Annotated in this window: 18 protein-coding genes and 1 pseudogene; 7 read left to right on the forward strand and 12 right to left on the reverse strand. The window is 53.7% G+C overall.

Annotated elements, in window-relative coordinates; all coding sequences use genetic code 11:
• Nucleotides 1-7 precede the first annotated feature (7 nt).
• The 6 genes from osmX to K5E19_RS02845 all read right to left on the reverse strand — a co-directional run bounded on the left by osmX (nucleotide 8) and on the right by K5E19_RS02845 (nucleotide 5875).
• The gene (osmX, locus tag K5E19_RS02820; protein ID WP_221549873.1) at nucleotides 8-907 is read right to left on the reverse strand and encodes an osmoprotectant ABC transporter substrate-binding protein OsmX; all 900 of its coding nucleotides are present in this window, start codon (nucleotides 905-907) and stop codon (nucleotides 8-10) included.
• 18 nt (nucleotides 908-925) lie between these two features.
• Nucleotides 926-1636 (reverse strand): osmoprotectant ABC transporter permease OsmY, encoded by a 711-nt coding sequence (gene osmY, locus K5E19_RS02825; protein WP_221549874.1) that lies wholly within the window; start codon nucleotides 1634-1636, stop codon nucleotides 926-928.
• A 276-nt stretch (nucleotides 1637-1912) separates the two neighbouring features.
• A complete protein-coding gene (locus K5E19_RS02830) occupies nucleotides 1913-2650 on the reverse strand; it encodes a YoaK family protein (RefSeq protein WP_221549875.1) in 738 nt (245 codons plus the stop codon).
• A gap of 155 nt (nucleotides 2651-2805) precedes the next feature.
• Complete coding sequence (locus tag K5E19_RS02835) at nucleotides 2806-3429, reverse strand: glutathione S-transferase family protein (RefSeq protein ID WP_221549876.1); 624 nt, start codon at nucleotides 3427-3429, stop codon at nucleotides 2806-2808.
• 72 nt (nucleotides 3430-3501) lie between these two features.
• A complete protein-coding gene (locus K5E19_RS02840; RefSeq protein ID WP_221549877.1) occupies nucleotides 3502-4698 on the reverse strand; it encodes an MFS transporter in 1197 nt (398 codons plus the stop codon).
• A gap of 49 nt (nucleotides 4699-4747) precedes the next feature.
• Nucleotides 4748-5875 (reverse strand): alpha/beta hydrolase, encoded by a 1128-nt coding sequence (locus K5E19_RS02845; protein WP_221549878.1) that lies wholly within the window; start codon nucleotides 5873-5875, stop codon nucleotides 4748-4750.
• 114 nt (nucleotides 5876-5989) lie between these two features.
• On the opposite strand from K5E19_RS02845, the gene K5E19_RS02850 reads away from it, so the two are divergent.
• Complete coding sequence (locus K5E19_RS02850) at nucleotides 5990-6874, forward strand: LysR family transcriptional regulator (RefSeq protein WP_221549879.1); 885 nt, start codon at nucleotides 5990-5992, stop codon at nucleotides 6872-6874.
• A 65-nt stretch (nucleotides 6875-6939) separates the two neighbouring features.
• Here K5E19_RS02850 and K5E19_RS02855 read toward each other — a convergent pair whose 3' ends face one another.
• Entirely contained in the window at nucleotides 6940-7176 is a 237-nt protein-coding gene (locus K5E19_RS02855; RefSeq protein WP_221549880.1) for a tautomerase family protein, read from the reverse strand.
• A gap of 61 nt (nucleotides 7177-7237) precedes the next feature.
• Here K5E19_RS02855 and K5E19_RS02860 point away from each other — a divergent pair, with 61 nt between their 5' ends.
• Nucleotides 7238-7741 (forward strand): helix-turn-helix domain-containing protein, encoded by a 504-nt coding sequence (locus tag K5E19_RS02860; protein ID WP_221549881.1) that lies wholly within the window; start codon nucleotides 7238-7240, stop codon nucleotides 7739-7741.
• On the opposite strand, the pseudogene K5E19_RS02865 reads toward K5E19_RS02860, so the two are convergent.
• Nucleotides 7728-7832, reverse strand: a pseudogene (locus tag K5E19_RS02865) (AraC family transcriptional regulator); the annotation flags it as partial. The gene K5E19_RS02860 and the pseudogene K5E19_RS02865 sit on opposite strands and share 14 nt — an antisense overlap.
• Before the next feature lie 321 nt (nucleotides 7833-8153).
• On the opposite strand from K5E19_RS02865, the gene K5E19_RS02870 reads away from it, so the two are divergent.
• The gene (locus K5E19_RS02870; RefSeq protein ID WP_221549882.1) at nucleotides 8154-8609 is read left to right on the forward strand and encodes a hypothetical protein; all 456 of its coding nucleotides are present in this window, start codon (nucleotides 8154-8156) and stop codon (nucleotides 8607-8609) included.
• A gap of 46 nt (nucleotides 8610-8655) precedes the next feature.
• Here K5E19_RS02870 and K5E19_RS02875 read toward each other — a convergent pair whose 3' ends face one another.
• Entirely contained in the window at nucleotides 8656-9066 is a 411-nt protein-coding gene (locus K5E19_RS02875) for an SgcJ/EcaC family oxidoreductase (protein ID WP_221549883.1), read from the reverse strand.
• A 241-nt stretch (nucleotides 9067-9307) separates the two neighbouring features.
• On the opposite strand from K5E19_RS02875, the gene K5E19_RS02880 reads away from it, so the two are divergent.
• Nucleotides 9308-10165 carry an alpha/beta fold hydrolase gene (locus K5E19_RS02880; RefSeq protein WP_221549884.1) on the forward strand — a complete coding sequence of 286 codons (858 nt, stop codon included), beginning with the start codon at nucleotides 9308-9310 and terminating at the stop codon, nucleotides 10163-10165.
• Nucleotides 10166-10259: 94 nt separating this feature from the next.
• On the opposite strand, the gene K5E19_RS02885 is transcribed toward K5E19_RS02880, so the two are convergent.
• Nucleotides 10260-11183, reverse strand: coding sequence for a hypothetical protein (locus tag K5E19_RS02885; RefSeq protein ID WP_221549885.1), 924 nt, complete (start codon nucleotides 11181-11183; stop codon nucleotides 10260-10262).
• Between the two features lie 90 nt (nucleotides 11184-11273).
• Here K5E19_RS02885 and K5E19_RS02890 point away from each other — a divergent pair, with 90 nt between their 5' ends.
• Nucleotides 11274-12290: an FAD-binding oxidoreductase gene (locus K5E19_RS02890; protein WP_221550026.1), complete on the forward strand. Its 1017-nt coding sequence runs from the start codon at nucleotides 11274-11276 to the stop codon at nucleotides 12288-12290.
• Between the two features lie 192 nt (nucleotides 12291-12482).
• Nucleotides 12483-13019 carry a GNAT family N-acetyltransferase gene (locus K5E19_RS02895; protein WP_221549886.1) on the forward strand — a complete coding sequence of 179 codons (537 nt, stop codon included), beginning with the start codon at nucleotides 12483-12485 and terminating at the stop codon, nucleotides 13017-13019.
• 206 nt (nucleotides 13020-13225) lie between these two features.
• Here K5E19_RS02895 and K5E19_RS02900 read toward each other — a convergent pair whose 3' ends face one another.
• On the reverse strand, nucleotides 13226-13525 hold the full coding sequence (locus K5E19_RS02900; RefSeq protein WP_221549887.1) for a YebG family protein: 300 nt from the start codon (nucleotides 13523-13525) through the stop codon (nucleotides 13226-13228).
• A gap of 70 nt (nucleotides 13526-13595) precedes the next feature.
• Nucleotides 13596-13949 carry a helix-turn-helix domain-containing protein gene (locus K5E19_RS02905; RefSeq protein ID WP_126328417.1) on the reverse strand — a complete coding sequence of 118 codons (354 nt, stop codon included), beginning with the start codon at nucleotides 13947-13949 and terminating at the stop codon, nucleotides 13596-13598.
• Nucleotides 13950-14284: 335 nt separating this feature from the next.
• On the opposite strand from K5E19_RS02905, the gene K5E19_RS02910 reads away from it, so the two are divergent.
• On the forward strand, nucleotides 14285-15460 hold the full coding sequence (locus K5E19_RS02910; protein ID WP_221549888.1) for an efflux RND transporter periplasmic adaptor subunit: 1176 nt from the start codon (nucleotides 14285-14287) through the stop codon (nucleotides 15458-15460).
• Nucleotides 15461-15479: the final 19 nt, after the last annotated feature.

The raw sequence follows: 15479 nt of genomic DNA on the forward strand, positions 1-15479 counted from the left end.
GCGCCTCCTAAAGCAGCTGTTTGCTACGCAGGAAATCGCGGGCGACCTGCTGCGGTGACTGATGGTCGATATCCACCCTCTTGTTCAGCTCGGTGATAACGTCGTTGTTGAGCTGGGCCGAGAGGGTGTTGAGCGCCTCTTCCAGACCGGGGTTGGCCTCCAGCGTGTCCTTACGCACCACCGGCGTCACCGCGTAGCTCGGGAAGAAGCCTTTATCATCTTCCAGCACCTTGAGGTCGAAGCCTTTCACGCGCCCGTCGGTGGTGTAAATCAGACCGGCGTCAACGAAGCCGTCGCGCACCGCGTTATAGACCAGACCGGGGTCCATCTGGCGGATTTGCGGGCGGTCCAGATCCATCTTGTAGGCCGCCTGAAGCGGCGTCATGCCGTCGCTGCGCCCGGCAAACTCCAGGTCCAAGCCCAGCAGCCAGTTTTTGTCCGGATTGGTTTTACGGACCTGCTCAATCTTCGCCACCATCTCCGACATGGTGTTGATATGTTCCGCCTCGGCGCGCTTGCGCTGCATGGCGAAAGCGTAGGTGTTGTTCATGTCGGCGGGTTTGAGCCAGATCAGACCGTGCTTCGCGTCCAGGCGTTTCACCGTCTCGTAAGACTCCTGCGGCGACATGCGTTTGTTGATGTGGTTAAAGATGATCAGCGACGTGCCGGTGTACTCCCAGGTCATGTCAATCTGCTTGTTGATCATCGCGTTGCGGGAGATCACCGTGGCAATGTTGGTTTGCGGCTGGACCTGAAAACCTTTCTTTTGCAGGTACTGCACGGTCATCGCTGAGAGAATGTGCTGCTCGGTAAAGCTCTTGGTCGCCAGAATCAGCGGGGCCGCCATCGCCTGGCTGGTGAACAGCGCCGCGGCACACAGCGCCGTCAGGCCGGAAAACAGTCTCATAAAAGCTCCTTGTTATTGTTATCGAGCGAGATGGGGACTCATCGCGCGACCCAGCGCCGCCAGCAGGGTATCGAGGATCAGGGCGAACAGGGCGGTGGCCGCCGCGCCGAGGATCAGGGTCGGGAAATCATTCAGGTAAATACCGGGGAAAATCAGCTCGCCGTAGCTGCTGGCGCCAATCAGGAACGCCAGCGGCGCGGTACCGACGTTAATGGCGGTGGCGATGCGGATACCCGAGAGCATGACCGGCCAGGCAGCTGGCAGCTCAACCTGACGCAGGCGCTGCCATTTGGTCATCCCGATGCCGTTTGCCGCCTCCAGCAACGACGGCGGGACCGAGCACAGCCCGGCGTAGGTATTGCGCACGATCGGCAGCAGCGAGGCGAGGAACAGGGCGATGATGGCGGGCGAATCGCCAATGCCAATCACCACCATCGCCAGCGCCAGAACGGCCAGCGGCGGCAGCGTGTTGCCGACGTTGAAGATTTGCATCACATATTCGGCGATACCCCGCGCGGCCGGACGGCTCAGCAGAATACCGGCCGGAATACCCACCAGCAGGGCAAAAAACATGGATGAGAAAACCAGAATCATGTGCTGTTGCCCAAGATAAATCAGGTCAACCTGTCGGGACTTGATCGTCTCAAGCCCGATACCCCAGACGAGGAGGGCGAGGACCACAATAATGGCGCCGACAAACAGCAGCGAACGTTTGAGTAATGGGTGCATTGCGGTGTGTCTCCCTGTGCGCATGCGTTATAGCAACCACCGGTTGCCTGTTGTTATGCCATGTTTCGGCAGGGGTATTTCACCTATAGCAAGCGTTTGGGAAGGGTTCCAGCGAAGGGGGAAAATCAGTAACCCTATGAAAACAGTGACAACCTCGGGTTAAGCCTTATGGCGTAAGGGCTGATTGAGGGGCAGGCAGAATAGTCCTAAAGCGAATTTTTAGATGTGACAACGTCACATCTAAAGAGATCTTACACCGAATACTGGTCATTATCTTCACAGAGTGGCACGCACCCGTCTGACCCGCGCCGAGACGGTAATAATTGAAACGATAGCGACCACGGCGAGCATCAACCCGAGCGCCAGCATGGCGTTAAAGCCAATCCATCTGAACAGCAGCAGCCCCGCAATACCGCCCGTAATAAACGAGCAAAGGGTGGTTAAGTGAGTTTTCAGCTGACTTTTTTGCGCCGCCGTATCTTTGGAGTAATCCCTGCGCAGCATCGCCACCAGTACGGAGGCCAGGGATATCCCCGCGTCCGTCAGCGTCCCGGTAATGTGCGTCGATCTTACCCGTCCGCTGGACAACTGCGTGGAAGTGGAATTATGAATGCCCATCAGGCCGCACAGAAAAAGAATAATCTCGCGGTTGCTGGTGAGGGCATGAAAATACATCTCGTAGAAGGAGACGCCGGTCAGCAATATACCCTCGACAAACAGGATCTGGCAAAAAATCAGCCTGACGTTATGGATAATGCCCCATATCACGATCGTGCGCGCAATAATGGCGCCTGCGACAAAGGAGAGAATAATCGAGCCGAAGAAAATAATATCGCTCAGGTCGGTGGAAGAGACTTCGCTGGATAACTGTGAGGTGTTGCCGGTCATGTGTGAGGGGAAAAAACCAAATGCCCCGAGGGCGATGGCATTCAGCAAACCTGCCGAGGTCGCCAGCCAGAGAGCAAGCCGGCGATCCTCCTTATGCGTTCGTTCTTTCTTGAGTCTAATCAGCAAGAATACCTCCAGGTTGAGCGTTGCCTGAATAGTCAGGCTAGCAAAGCGGTGCAACGGGCTGTCCAGGATATGGCTTAATTATTATTCCCTCTGACGCGTTTAAGGGTTTAGTAATTAAATAAAATATCCTTGCTCAACATGGGGGCGTAAATACTTTATATCATGCCGTTATTGCCGTGACGCAAAAACGCCGGGCGCTGGTTGAGACGTTCAAACCAGGCCTCAATTGCCGGCACGTCGGGCTTATCAAACGGCGTCATCTTCCAGCGATTCACCGACAGCCCAAGCACCACGTCCGCAAGGGTAAACGTCTCGCCAGCCGCATAGGCACCGGTGCGCTGCAGCTGGTTTTCCAGAATGCTGATGCAATGGTTCCACTCTTTTATTCCCGCCGCAATGCGCTCAGGGTCGTTAAAGTCTGGGTTTTTACGCCCCAGCGCCGGGAAGACATAGCGCCAGGCGTTATTGAATTCGGTTGCCTGCCAGTCCATCCAGCGCTCAACGTTGGCGCAGGCTTGCGGTTCTGCGGGAAGCAGATCGTGACGTCCGGCCTTGCGCACCAGATAACGGCAGATGGCGTTGGACTCCCACAGCACGAAATCGTCATCAATCAGCACTGGCACCATGGCGTTGGGATTCAGGGCGCGGAAAGCATCCGTTTCCGTTGAGGCAAAACCGGTGCCGTAATCTTCCTGTTGATACGCGAGTCCCGCTTCTTCGCAGGTCCAGAGCACTTTACGCACGTTGATGGAGGTGGTTTTGCCGAGGATGTTAATCATGTCGCCGCTTCTCTTCAGAGTGATGAATCGTTTAAAAACCATACACCAGCGGTGAAAAAAAGCGTCAACAAATCATCCGGCGAGTGATTTGTGAAAACGCGAAAGCAGAAGCGTTAATACAACCGCGCCCAGGAGCAATATTCCGCTCAATGCAAACGTGCTCTGCCAGCCGCTATGATCGAACACCATACCGCCCGCCGTTGAGCCGAGCGCATTGGCGAGCTGGATCACCGCGACCATTAACCCGCCACCGGCTTCAGCATCTTCCGGCAGCGTTCGCGCAATCCATGTCCACCATCCCGTGGGTGCCGCAGTGGCCAGCATCCCCCAGAAGCCTAACAGCAGGGCAACGATCCACACGTTGTGACCGGTCAATATCAACACGCCTGCTATGACGGCCATCAGCAGAGGAATGGCGATTAACGTCAGATAAAACGCCGCGTTCAGAAGCAGAGCCACAAAAAGTGTGCCAACAAAACCCGCGACGCCGATGGTGAGTAAAATCAGCGATAAGCCGGAGGGGCTGACCTGCGTGACGGTTTCAAGATACGGCCGCACGTAGGTAAACAGCGCAAACTGTCCCATAAAGAACAGGCCGCAGGCCAGCAGACCCACAGAGACCGCTCGCTGACGGAACAAACGAAAAACGCTTCCACGCGCGGTGTCGTGCTGATTCCCTTTCATATCCGGCAGGCTAAAACACTGCCAGATGAACGCGACTATCGCCACGGGAACCAGACACAGGAAGGCACCGCGCCAGCCAATGGTGGCGCCGAGATAGCTCCCGAGCGGGGCGGCGACTACCGTAGCCAGCGCGTTCCCCCCGTTGAATATCGCCAGCGCGCGAGATACCTGATGCTGCGGAACGAGGCGAATGGCCGTTGCGGCAGACATGGACCAGAACCCACCTATTGCGATACCGATCAGCGCGCGGCCTGTCATGTAAACCAGATAGTTTGGGGCGAAAGCGATAATCATCCCCGAGAGCGCCATCAGGATTGTCATGCCCAGCAGAAGGTGTTTGCGGTTCATATTCCCGGCAAGCCGGGAAAGGAAGAGGCTGGTCAGAACCGCCAGCGCGCCGGAAATCGCGATCCCCTGGCCAGCGAGCCCCTCCGTAACGGCCAAATCTCTTGCAAGGGGCGTGAGCAGGCTGACGGGCATAAATTCCGAGGCAATCAGGACAAATACGCACAGGGTCATGGCAAAAATACCGCCCCAGTGCGCGCGTTTCTCATTCTGTGAGGTGGTAGGGTTCAGAGTGGACATAGTCATCTTTCGCGAAGGGCCGCCCGCTCAACACGGGCGGCGAAGAGGTTTATTTCAGGCTGGTTTTGAAGAACTGTTCAAACTGCTCGAACGGGATCTTCCCGGCAACGTTGTCGTACAGATCGACATGGTTTGCGCCCGGAACAATCACCAGTTCTTTCTGCTTGCTGCCGACCGCTTTAAACGCATCTTCTGCAAAGTAGCGGGAATGTGCCTTTTCACCGGTTACGATAAGCGTCGGGATAGTTATTTCCCCGGCATAGCTCAGCAGCGGCATATTCATAAAGGACAATGGCGTGGTCGCGGTCCACGCGCCGGTGGAGTTGACGGAGCGCGCGTGGAAGCCGCGCGGCATGCGGTAGTAGTCATAGAACTCCTTTAGTACCGGATGCGGGTCTGCTGGCAGCGTCTCTGGCAGAATACGTTCAGCCGCCGTCACCTTGCCGTTCTCATCGACATAAATGTCATGACCGCCGTGCGCGAAGGTGCCGCTCTCAGCATCTTTCCAGCGCTGTTCGTTCAGATACTGCAGAACGGCGCGGCGGTCAGACGTTGAATAGCGATCTTTCCCGTCGCCCACGCCGTGACCCATCGCCCGGCTCATGTCATACATCACACTGGTGGCGACCGCTTTCACGCGGGTGTCCATGGAGGCCGCATTCAGCGCCATACCGCCCCAGCCGCAGATCCCGAGAATACCAATTCGGTTACGATCAACCTCTTTCTGTATTCCCAGGAAATCCACCGCCGCGCTGAAGTCTTCGGTGTTGATATCCGGAGACGCAACGTTGCGCGGCTGGCCACCGCTTTCGCCCGTATAGGACGGATCGAACGCCAGGGTCACAAACCCATTTTCCGCCAGGGTCTGCGCATACAGGCCGCTGGACTGCTCTTTGACCGCGCCAAACGGCCCGCTGACCGCAATCGCTGCCAGCTTGCGGTCGCCGCGGTTTTTGGGAAGATACAGATCACCCACCAGGGTGATCCCGTACCGGTTCTGGAAGGACACCTTACGGTGATCGACTTTGTCACTTTCGGCGAAGGTTTTATCCCAAGTGGTCACCATCGAAACAGGTGCGTTTGGGTTGGTGGTTTCTGCATAACTCATTGTTGTCACTCCACTTAATGATGCACATAGCAGCATCGCAACGGACAGCTTTTGGATGAATGTTTTCATGAAAATAGACCCTGGGTTGTTGTGTGGAGGTCATTATAGTTAGCAGAAATAGTGCTGATTAGAGGCCGAAAGCTGCTAGGATTCATATCATATTGTTATAAATTGGTGAGCGTGATGGCGAAACGGGAAAACTATAATGAGCTGTACCTGTTCATGCAGGTGGTACGGGAGGGGAGCTTCACGGCTGCTGCGCAGCGGCTTGGACTGGCGCAATCCGGGATCAGCCGCTCGGTTCGTGAGCTGGAAGAGCGATTGGGCGTACAACTTCTGGTCCGCACCACGCGTAAGCTCTCGCTCACCCACGCCGGGGAACAGCTTTATCAGACCGCTGAGTCTGCATTCGATACCCTCGATACGGGCCTGGCCACGCTGGCACACTATCGTCAGACGCCGTCCGGCACGGTGCGTATTAATGCCAGCCAGCACGCTATCGACAAATGTCTGCTGCCAAAGCTTGCCATTTTTAAACAGCGTTACCCGGACATCAGGCTGGAGCTGATGAATGAAAGCCGCTTCGTCGACATTATCGCCGAGCGGTTCGATGCGGGTGTCAGACTGGGGCCGGAAGTGGGGCAGGGAATGATTGCAGTGCGTATCACGCCTGATATGGAAATGGCCGCAGTGGCTGCCCCGGAACATTTCAGACGCTACGGTTTTCCCCAAACACCTGCGGATTTAGTGGCGCACACCTGCATTGCCTACCAGTTTGCCGACGGTAGTGACTACCAGTGGGAGCTGGTGCAGGACGGGAAAAAAATCACCCATCGGCCAGAGGGGCAATGGGCGTTGTCTGACAGCTACATGGAAGCCGAAGCCGCCCGGCTGGGACTTGGGCTGGCCTATGTCCCGGTGGAGCTGGTGGCTGACGATCTGGAGCGCGGAACGCTGATCCGGGTGTTGCAGCGCTATAGCCTGCGCATGGACGGGTTGTACCTCTATTATCCGCACCGTAACGTGTCGCCTGCCCTGAGGGTGGTGATCGATACGCTGAAAATTTAGGGCGGCATAACACCCGGAGAGCGGACATTCAAACTGCCCGCCGGTGAACCATGACTAAAAATAAATCAGGACCGCTGAGGTGAGGCAAATTTTGCAGCAATCATTTCAGATGTGGGCTGTATTCCCCCAAGACTCCACTGTTCCGGGTCATGCTCGTCAATACGGATCCATACTGAACGCCGGAATTCAGGATCGCCGTTTCCCTCAATTTCAACAATAAGGTCAGTCATACGACGTAGCAGTTCTTTTTTTTGCTCCGAATTCATAATTCCTTTCATGGTTTGCACATTGACGAAGGGCATTGTATTCTCCTTAAATAACTGAGTCTTGAAATCATACTCAGGTTACGAGGCAAACGAAGAGATGTCAAAAAATAAATCATTACCGTACTTATTACCTGAGCTTTGTGGGCTAGCGGCGGCCGCTGAGCTTCTTGGCGAACAATGGGTTTTGTTGATTCTGAGGGAGGCGTTTTATGGGGTAACACGCTTTGAAACGATACGGGATCATACAAAAATCACCCGGCAGACGCTGGCGAACCGGTTAAAAAAAATGACTGAACTCGGCCTGCTTTGCAAAATTCCTTATCAGGAAGAAGGGGCGCGTGAACGGTATGAGTATGTTCTCACCGCCAAAAGCCGCAGCCTTGCGCCGATTCTTTTCTCTTTGATGGAGTGGGGCCATAAAAACATACTGCACGACGCACCGCATATTGCCTTAACAGACAAAGAAAGTGGAGAAGTGGTGAATAGCGCCTATGTCACCGCAGGCGGTAAGCTTGTTGACCCTAAAAACGTTCGGTTAACGCTTCACGACCACCGATACTCCGCCGCCACGCCCCAGGCGCCTGACCCTACTGACGCTTAAAGCTGCGGTTGAAGGACTGCTGGGAGTCAAAGCCCAGCGCTATCGCCACGTTCAGAATCGGCTCGTCGCTGTGGGTTAATCGCTCAACCGATGTCATTCTGGAAGGCACCTCGCAAACCGCAAAGTAACCTTATGAAATTAAGTGTTATGTCTTTTCCTCAACGAGTCGCGGTCGTAAAGTGCCTGCGTTGCGGCACATCCGCAATCGGGCGTAGGAACCCGCATCTACAGAGCGATATTTATATGTCGCGGCAGCGCCGATCTCGTTAAAATTGCGGTGGCGCTGACGGAGCAGCCGCAAGGCTGGCCGTTTTCTCTGTGGGCGGTATTCCTACCTCTGTCAGCGCTACCCCCTCGAGCGTAGGAACTCATCGGGTGGTTGACCCAATTTTCACACTGAGGATGCCCTACGATGGCTACTATCCCAACCCTGACTTATCTTCCATCTGACGAAAACGTCATTCTGCAACTTGTCTCCCGACCACTTCCGGCTGATGCCGATCTATTTGACGTCGCCGACAACTGCGCCGCGCTGGTGAGCGTGCTGGTCGAAACCGATGATGCCACGAGCCGTACTGCGCTGTGTGAGCGTCTTCTTCAGGCCCTGCGCAGGCTGCGTAAACTCTGCGATGTCGATCTTCCTCCCCATCTGATAGAACAGTTGATCATGGGGGAGAAACTAAACTCCTGCGTGCCGGACTGCTGGCAGGACACCCTGACTCAGGTGGACTATGTTCTGGCGCTGACACAGGCGGTGATGGGGGGCACGCTGCCCGCTCACGTAGCGAAAGAGCTTACGGGCCTGCTGCACGATATGGTGTGGCTGTTGGCTGAGTTTGTGAAGGAGCCGCGCATTACTGCGCATTAAGGACGCTGACGGGGAGGGGCGGCAGCGCCCCTTTGAAACCATGTAGTTAACGTGATGAGTTCCCTGTATCCAGAAGCGACGTACCGTAGGAGTTGTCGATAGTACAAAGCCAGCGACCGTCGCTTTCCTGCCGAAAAACATAGGTCGCGCGACGCGACATTTCTGTTATCCCTCCCTGACCATCAGGAAAACGCAGTACGGTTTCCATGATAACGAGCGCATTGCCACCCCCTTCGATCACCTGCATCTCGCCTTGTTCGACGCTCAGCTGATCCTGAAAATAATCCGAGATGGCAATAAACGCGCTGCGGATGTGCTCTTTGCCTTTCACGGTCATGCCGGGTTTAACCACCAGAGCTGCGTCTTCCGCGTAATACTCCATCAGGGCATCATAGTTTTTGGTGGTGATGGCGTGGTCACAGGATTCAATGATCTGGCGTAGCGGATGTGTGGTCATATGCGTTTCCTCGGGGAAGGGGGAAGGCGTATTAACGTAACAGCCTGGTGCGTTTGTATAGCTACCAGGTTTTATGGCTGGGGGCGTTGGGGGGGGAATTGAGGGATTAGGTAACGTTAGATCTGTTATGAGCGAAAAGCGGACATAAGGCTCAAAAAAAAGAAAAAATCGCCAGATTTGGTAGTACAGACTAAATTGAATTTAGATCCACTGGTATGACCACGCGGAGAAGGCTCAATAAATGAATTCGATAATTATACCCGTCAATCAAGGCGGTTTTCTGGCAGCGACGGTTTGGGAGAGAAGTAATGCCAAGTCGATGGTTATCATTCACCCGGCAACGGCAGTTGTGCAGGCATTCTATAAGGGATTTGCGGAGTATCTTTTTAACAGGGGATTCAGCGTTCTCACTTATGATTACCGCGGCACGGGTCTTTCGAAGTCCGGGAGGGTCCGTCACTACAACGTCTCAATGTCAGACTGGATCGAGCAGGACGTCGGATGCATAACAGCATGGGCTAAAGAGCGTTTCCCAGGCGTTAGTTTGCTGGCGGTAGGGCACAGTGTGGGAGGTCACGCCGTTCTGCTTTCGTCTGCCACCCAAGCCTTGCAGGCCGCAGTCATTGTGGCTTCACATGCCGGAGTGACGAGTACGATAAAACGAACGGTAGAAAAAGTACGCGTCTGGTGCTTATTGCGTGTTCTGGCCCCGGTGCTTTGTCGTATCTTCGGCTACATGCCTGCAAGGCGCCTGGGGCTGGGTGAGGATTTACCGGCTCCGGTGATGCGTCAGTGGGGGCGCTGGAGCGCAATGCCGGGTTATTTCTACGACGATCCAGGCTGGGATGCACGTCAACGTGCCGGTGAGATAACGTTACCTGTGCTGGTAATGGGTTTTGATGACGATCCGTGGGCTAACCCTGAAGCTATTGCACGGTTGCTGGAACCAGTGCAAAACGCAAAAATTGAACGCCGCGAGATACGGCGAGCAGATTTTGGACTTTCGTCCATTGGCCATATGGGCTTTTTTCGTGTGCGATGTGCGGAGAAATTATGGCCAGTCGTCGGTCAATGGCTGGAGAGTCAATGCCCGGATTGAACAAAGTGTGGGCATTAAGCCCTGAGTCCTCCCGGTTTAACGTCCGCTCCTGGCATGGAGCGGACATTAAGATCAACCGCTGATGCGATCAGCTTTATATTTCGCGAAAGAAAAAATGCACTTTCCCTTGCTGTAATACAACGGCAGGTAAACCCTTATCTTCTTTGGGCGAGAGGTAGATAATTACCCACGCTGGAAGATGGCGGCTAACTTGTTGCATTAAGGCATAATTCATACGCTGATTTTTTGCATCCGATTGCCCGGCGCTGTTTATAAAAACCGGGCTGAGGTGACTTCCATTTAACCCATCGTGCCTTACGAGATAACTTTTCCCGGTCGCATTCGCACCTATGAAGTCAGGAGTGCGAACAATTTTTTCTGCTTCGTGGAAGCTGGTGTAAAAGCCGCAGGTCGGACTATTCTGGCTTGCAGGATCATAATATCCATTTTTTGGAAGCTCACATCCCGCATCTTTATCTGCAAATTTAACGACCAGATAGCGGGATTCATTGGTCTGAAATACGTATTTTCCTAACCAGTTATTATATCCCTCTCCCTTACGGACATCGCCATGTTTGCGTTTAGATTCTTTTAATGTCGCCAGCACAGCAGATTCAATTTTATCTGAGAGCACAAGTGATGCCGCCTCGGGGGTAGGGGCCAGTTCAGTAGGGATCCACGCCAGAATTCCATCGGTTTGCCACTCTTCCACGCCCATACCCGTTGGGCGATACTGCAGTAACGGGGTTAAAGGCAATGACGCTTCATTTAATTTATCATTTTCCAATATCGGAAAAGTAAAATCGTAATCCGTGCGGCTGAACATTTCGCTTTGAGAGTGGCTGACCTGGGCATCGCTAAAAGGATCCATACCCGATGCATTGCTGATATTCCAGGCGATGCTATGTTCAGCGTGGTATGTGTACGACTTTACAGAATTGTCGCGAACGCCTGTGCAGGCCGTCAGTAGCAGAGTTGTAAACACAATTGAAAGTGATCTCGATAACAAACTATTCATTCATACTTCCCGTTGTTTAATCATAAGAAATAATATCGGCAACACCGGCCAATAGCTTAATTTTTATGGGTATATAAAAAAAGGTTTGTCATTGTAGGAGCTGGAATCACTGGCGTATCCATCGCATGGCATCTCGCCCACCGTGAATTTGACGTCACCCTCGTTGAACAGAATATGCCTGCGTCAGGTGCGACCGGCAGCGCGTTTGGCTGGCTGACCGGTGTGATGAAGGATGATGCGGCCGACGTGTTTATCCGGCGCATCGCACTTGCGGACTGGCACAGGCTGGAAGAACACATACCAGAACTTCACATTAAATGGAGCGGTTCGTTAACCTACGGCGCAGCATCCGGGTCCTGCCTGCAGGACGAACGTCTCCTCCACAAGGCTAAGATTGCCCGTCTTGAACCTGCTTTGAACAATCCTCCCTCAGAGGCCCGCTATGCTGCAAAAGATGGTGCTATTGATGCCGTCAGTGCAACGCGATTATTGCTCGACAAAGCCCGTGAGAAGGGCGTCGTGCTAAATACCCAAACAACCGTTACGGGGCTTTACATGACGGAGGGGAAGGTGACAGGCGTCTTGACCTCCCGGGGGACACTGCATGCAGATTGCGTTGTGCTGGCCTGTGGTACAGGTATTCCCACCCTGACTGAGCAGATGGATATTCATGTTCCGGTTCTCTCATCACCGGCCATATTGTTGCGCTTTGCGGCCTCCCGGAACGTGGTCAACACGATCCTCTCCGGTGATGATATTGAGGTTAGGCAAGCGCACAATGGGAATTTGTTAGCCGCAGAAGATTACCCGGCAAGCGGCAATGTCAGAGAAACGGCGGAGGCAGCACAACGCGCGGTAAGAAGCAGGCTCAAGGGCGCAGAGTCGGCTGCTCTCATCCAGTACTCAACAGGAGAGCGTCCTGTTATTCAGGATGGGTATCCCATTCTTGGTTTTGCTAATGAGAGCAGAACGGTTTACGTCGCCTCGATGCACCCAGCCGTTACGTGCGCAGCGACGATTGGCAGACTGGTCTGTGAAGAATTATGCGACGGTCAGAGCAATGCAATCCCGCACTGTTACCGGCCATCCCGCTTTAAAAATAAATAGCGTCCCTTAAAAGCTATTACTACAGACATGAAAGATAGCCAGATGGAACTGTTCAGAGCAATCCTACAGAAGGAGAGACGATAAATGACGCTAGCGTCCGTTCCTGGCACGGTGTTGCGAATCTGATTTTTCCCTACTATAAAAACAGTTCTATAACTAAGCTAATGAGCTATTTTTTTTTAGGAAATTGTTTTGCAACTTCAATCTTCCAGACTGCATCTTCGCCCCGTAACGACATCTGACCTGGATGATCTTTTCAGAATTTATGGCGACCCGGCTACGAACACATTTAATCCAGCAGGGCCATATCCTGACCTACAGCATGCACAAACTGTCTTAGCCCGTTGGATCAACCACTGGGAAACTCACGGCTTTGGAAACTGGGCAATCGCGTTACAGGAAAGTCCTGAAAGAATCATTGGTTTTGGTGGTCTGAGCGTCAGCAGTTATGCGGATATCGTAATTAATAATTTAGGATATCGTTTCTCCACAGAGGTATGGGGAAAAGGTCTGGCAACGGAGTTTTCGAAAAGCTCTATCAGATATGGATTTGGTGAGTTAAAGCTGACTGAGATATCTGCCGTAGTCAGAGGAAATCACGTGGCATCGCAGAAAGTTCTTCAAAAAGCTGGGTTGCAATACATAAAAGAGATTCATGATGTGAAAGATGCACCGCCTAGCCTGCTTTTTTCTCTCACACTGAGTGAATGGTTAAGACAATCAATGTGAGCGTATTTACTCTAACTTATTGATAGTAAAATCCATATGCGGCGATTTGAAAAGTACCAACGTCCGCCATTCGCACTATGCGGGTAATGTCCTGAAGCTTCCTTGCCGCACCTCATCTCCTCAACTCTTATCATGTTCTGGCTAAAAAAAGCCGCAAGCAGATGGCTGCTTACGGCTCCAGGATCGTTGATGGTGCCTTATGACAATCAGGCCGCTTTCACAGCCCTGATTTTTTTCGTGTCAGCCTCCGCTGCAGCTGGGGCAGTGAGATCGGGAAGCTTGCTGGTACGCAGAATATGCTGGACGGTCTCTTTCTGCTCGGCGAGATACAGGCCAAGATTTTCAGCCTGCGTTTCATCCATCTGCATTCCGCTTTGCAACAGCCAGTCGGTGAACGCGTCTGCCATATCAAGCAGCTTGTCGTGAGCGTCAGCTTCTTTCTTACTGGCAAAAGTCATTTTCTCTTCACCTTTTCTTACGACAACAAATTTTGTTTCAACAGCCATCGTGCACCTCGCTATACTGTATTTATATACAGTATATCAGCTACTGATGGAAGTTGCAGCAAAATATGCATTACTGGCGCAGCTGCTGCGTTTCCGGGCCACCGATACTCCGCCGCCATGCCCCAGGCGCCTGACCATACTGACGCTTAAAGCTGCGGTTGAAGGACTGCTGGGAGTCAAAGCCCAGCGCTATCGCCACGTTCAGAATCGGCTCGTCGCTGTGGGTTAAGCGCTCCACGGATTTTTGCAGCTTTTGCGCGCGAATATACCCGGCGAGGGGATAGCCCGTATGTTCTTTGAACAGGCGCTGGAGATGCCATTTTGAGTAGCCAGAGCGCCGGGCGACGGACTCAATATCCAGACGGCTATCCAGGTTGTTGTCGATCCAGTCGAGCAAATCATGCATAAATGCGCCAGTGTTCATGTTGTTACCCCCACGCTGCATAGAGAAAAGTATCTTTATCTGTTGCATTTAAAGGTGGCGCGTTTTTGTATCAATTGCAAGTTTTATTGTTGCATTTAAATCCCTGAGCGAAACGGGTGTTTTAACATCGCCTCAAATAGCACATAAAGTGCAACAATTATTCTTGCACTTAATTAAGCGCCTTCCTACAATCGCCGGGAATAGTGTATTCGCAACTGTTACAGTTTTGTGGCGATGAACGACACAAATGGCCTAAAGCCAGCCCGGACAAAGGAAGTGGCGCGGCGCCTCCCGCTGCGTCTTGCCCGGCGGCTACAATCACCGGAATAAAAATAATGAGCCTGCAAAAAACCTGGGGTAACTTTCATCTGAGCGCGCTGGGGGCGATGTTCGCCTCCGTGCTGCTCGTCGGGTGCGATGACAGCGTCGCGCAAAACGCTGCGCCACAAGCGCCCGCCGTCAGTGCCGCTAACGTGGTGGTGAAATCCATCAGCCAGTGGGATAGTTTTAACGGCCGGATCGAAGCGGTGGAGAGCGTTCAGCTACGCCCGCGCGTCTCTGGCTACATTGATAAAGTGAATTACACCGACGGCCAGGAAGTGAAAAAGGGCGAGGTGCTGTTCACGATCGATGACCGAACCTATCGCGCGGCGCTTGAACAGGCGCAGGCGAATCTGGCGAGAGCCAAAACGCAGGCGAGCCTGGCGCAAAGTGAGGCTAACCGTACCGATAAGCTGATCAATACTCATCTGGTCTCACGGGAAGAGTGGGAGCAGCGCCGCTCGGCTGCCGTTCAGGCGCAGGCCGACATTCGTGCCGCGCAGGCGGCGGTTGACGCCGCTCAGCTCAACCTGGACTTCACCAAAGTCACCGCGCCTATCGACGGTCGCGCCAGCCGGGCGCTGATCACTAGCGGGAACCTGGTGACTGCGGGCGACACCGCCAGCGTCCTCACCACGCTGGTCTCGCAGAAAACGGTTTACGTCTATTTTGACGTGGACGAGTCGACCTACCTTCACTACCAAAATCTGGCCCGCAGCGGGCAGGGGGCGTCCAGCAACCACACGGCGCTGCCGGTGGAGATTGGCCTGACGGGCGAAGAGGGCTATCCCCATCAGGGCAAAGTGGATTTTCTGGATAATCAGCTAACGCCGAGTACCGGCACCATCCGCATGCGCGCGCTGCTGGATAACGCGCAGCGTCAGTTCACGCCGGGCCTTTTTGCCCGCGTACGCCTGCCAGGCAGCGCGGAATTCAAAGCTACGCTTGTCGACGACAAGGCCGTGCTGACCGATCAGGATCGCAAGTATGTTTACGTTGTTGATAAAGAGGGCAAAGCGCAGCGTCGTGATATCACGCCGGGACGTCTGGCAGACGGTCTCCGCATCGTGCGGCAGGGGCTGAACCCTGGCGATAAAGTCATCGTCGAGGGTTTACAAAAAGTGTTTGTGCCGGGAATGCCGGTCAACGCGAAAACCGTTGCCATGACCGCCAGCGCCGCCCTCAACTGATCCCTTGACCTGAGAATCC

The sequence above is a fragment of the Enterobacter sp. RIT637 genome, from assembly GCF_019718755.1.
Classification (GTDB): Bacteria; Pseudomonadota; Gammaproteobacteria; order Enterobacterales; family Enterobacteriaceae; genus Enterobacter.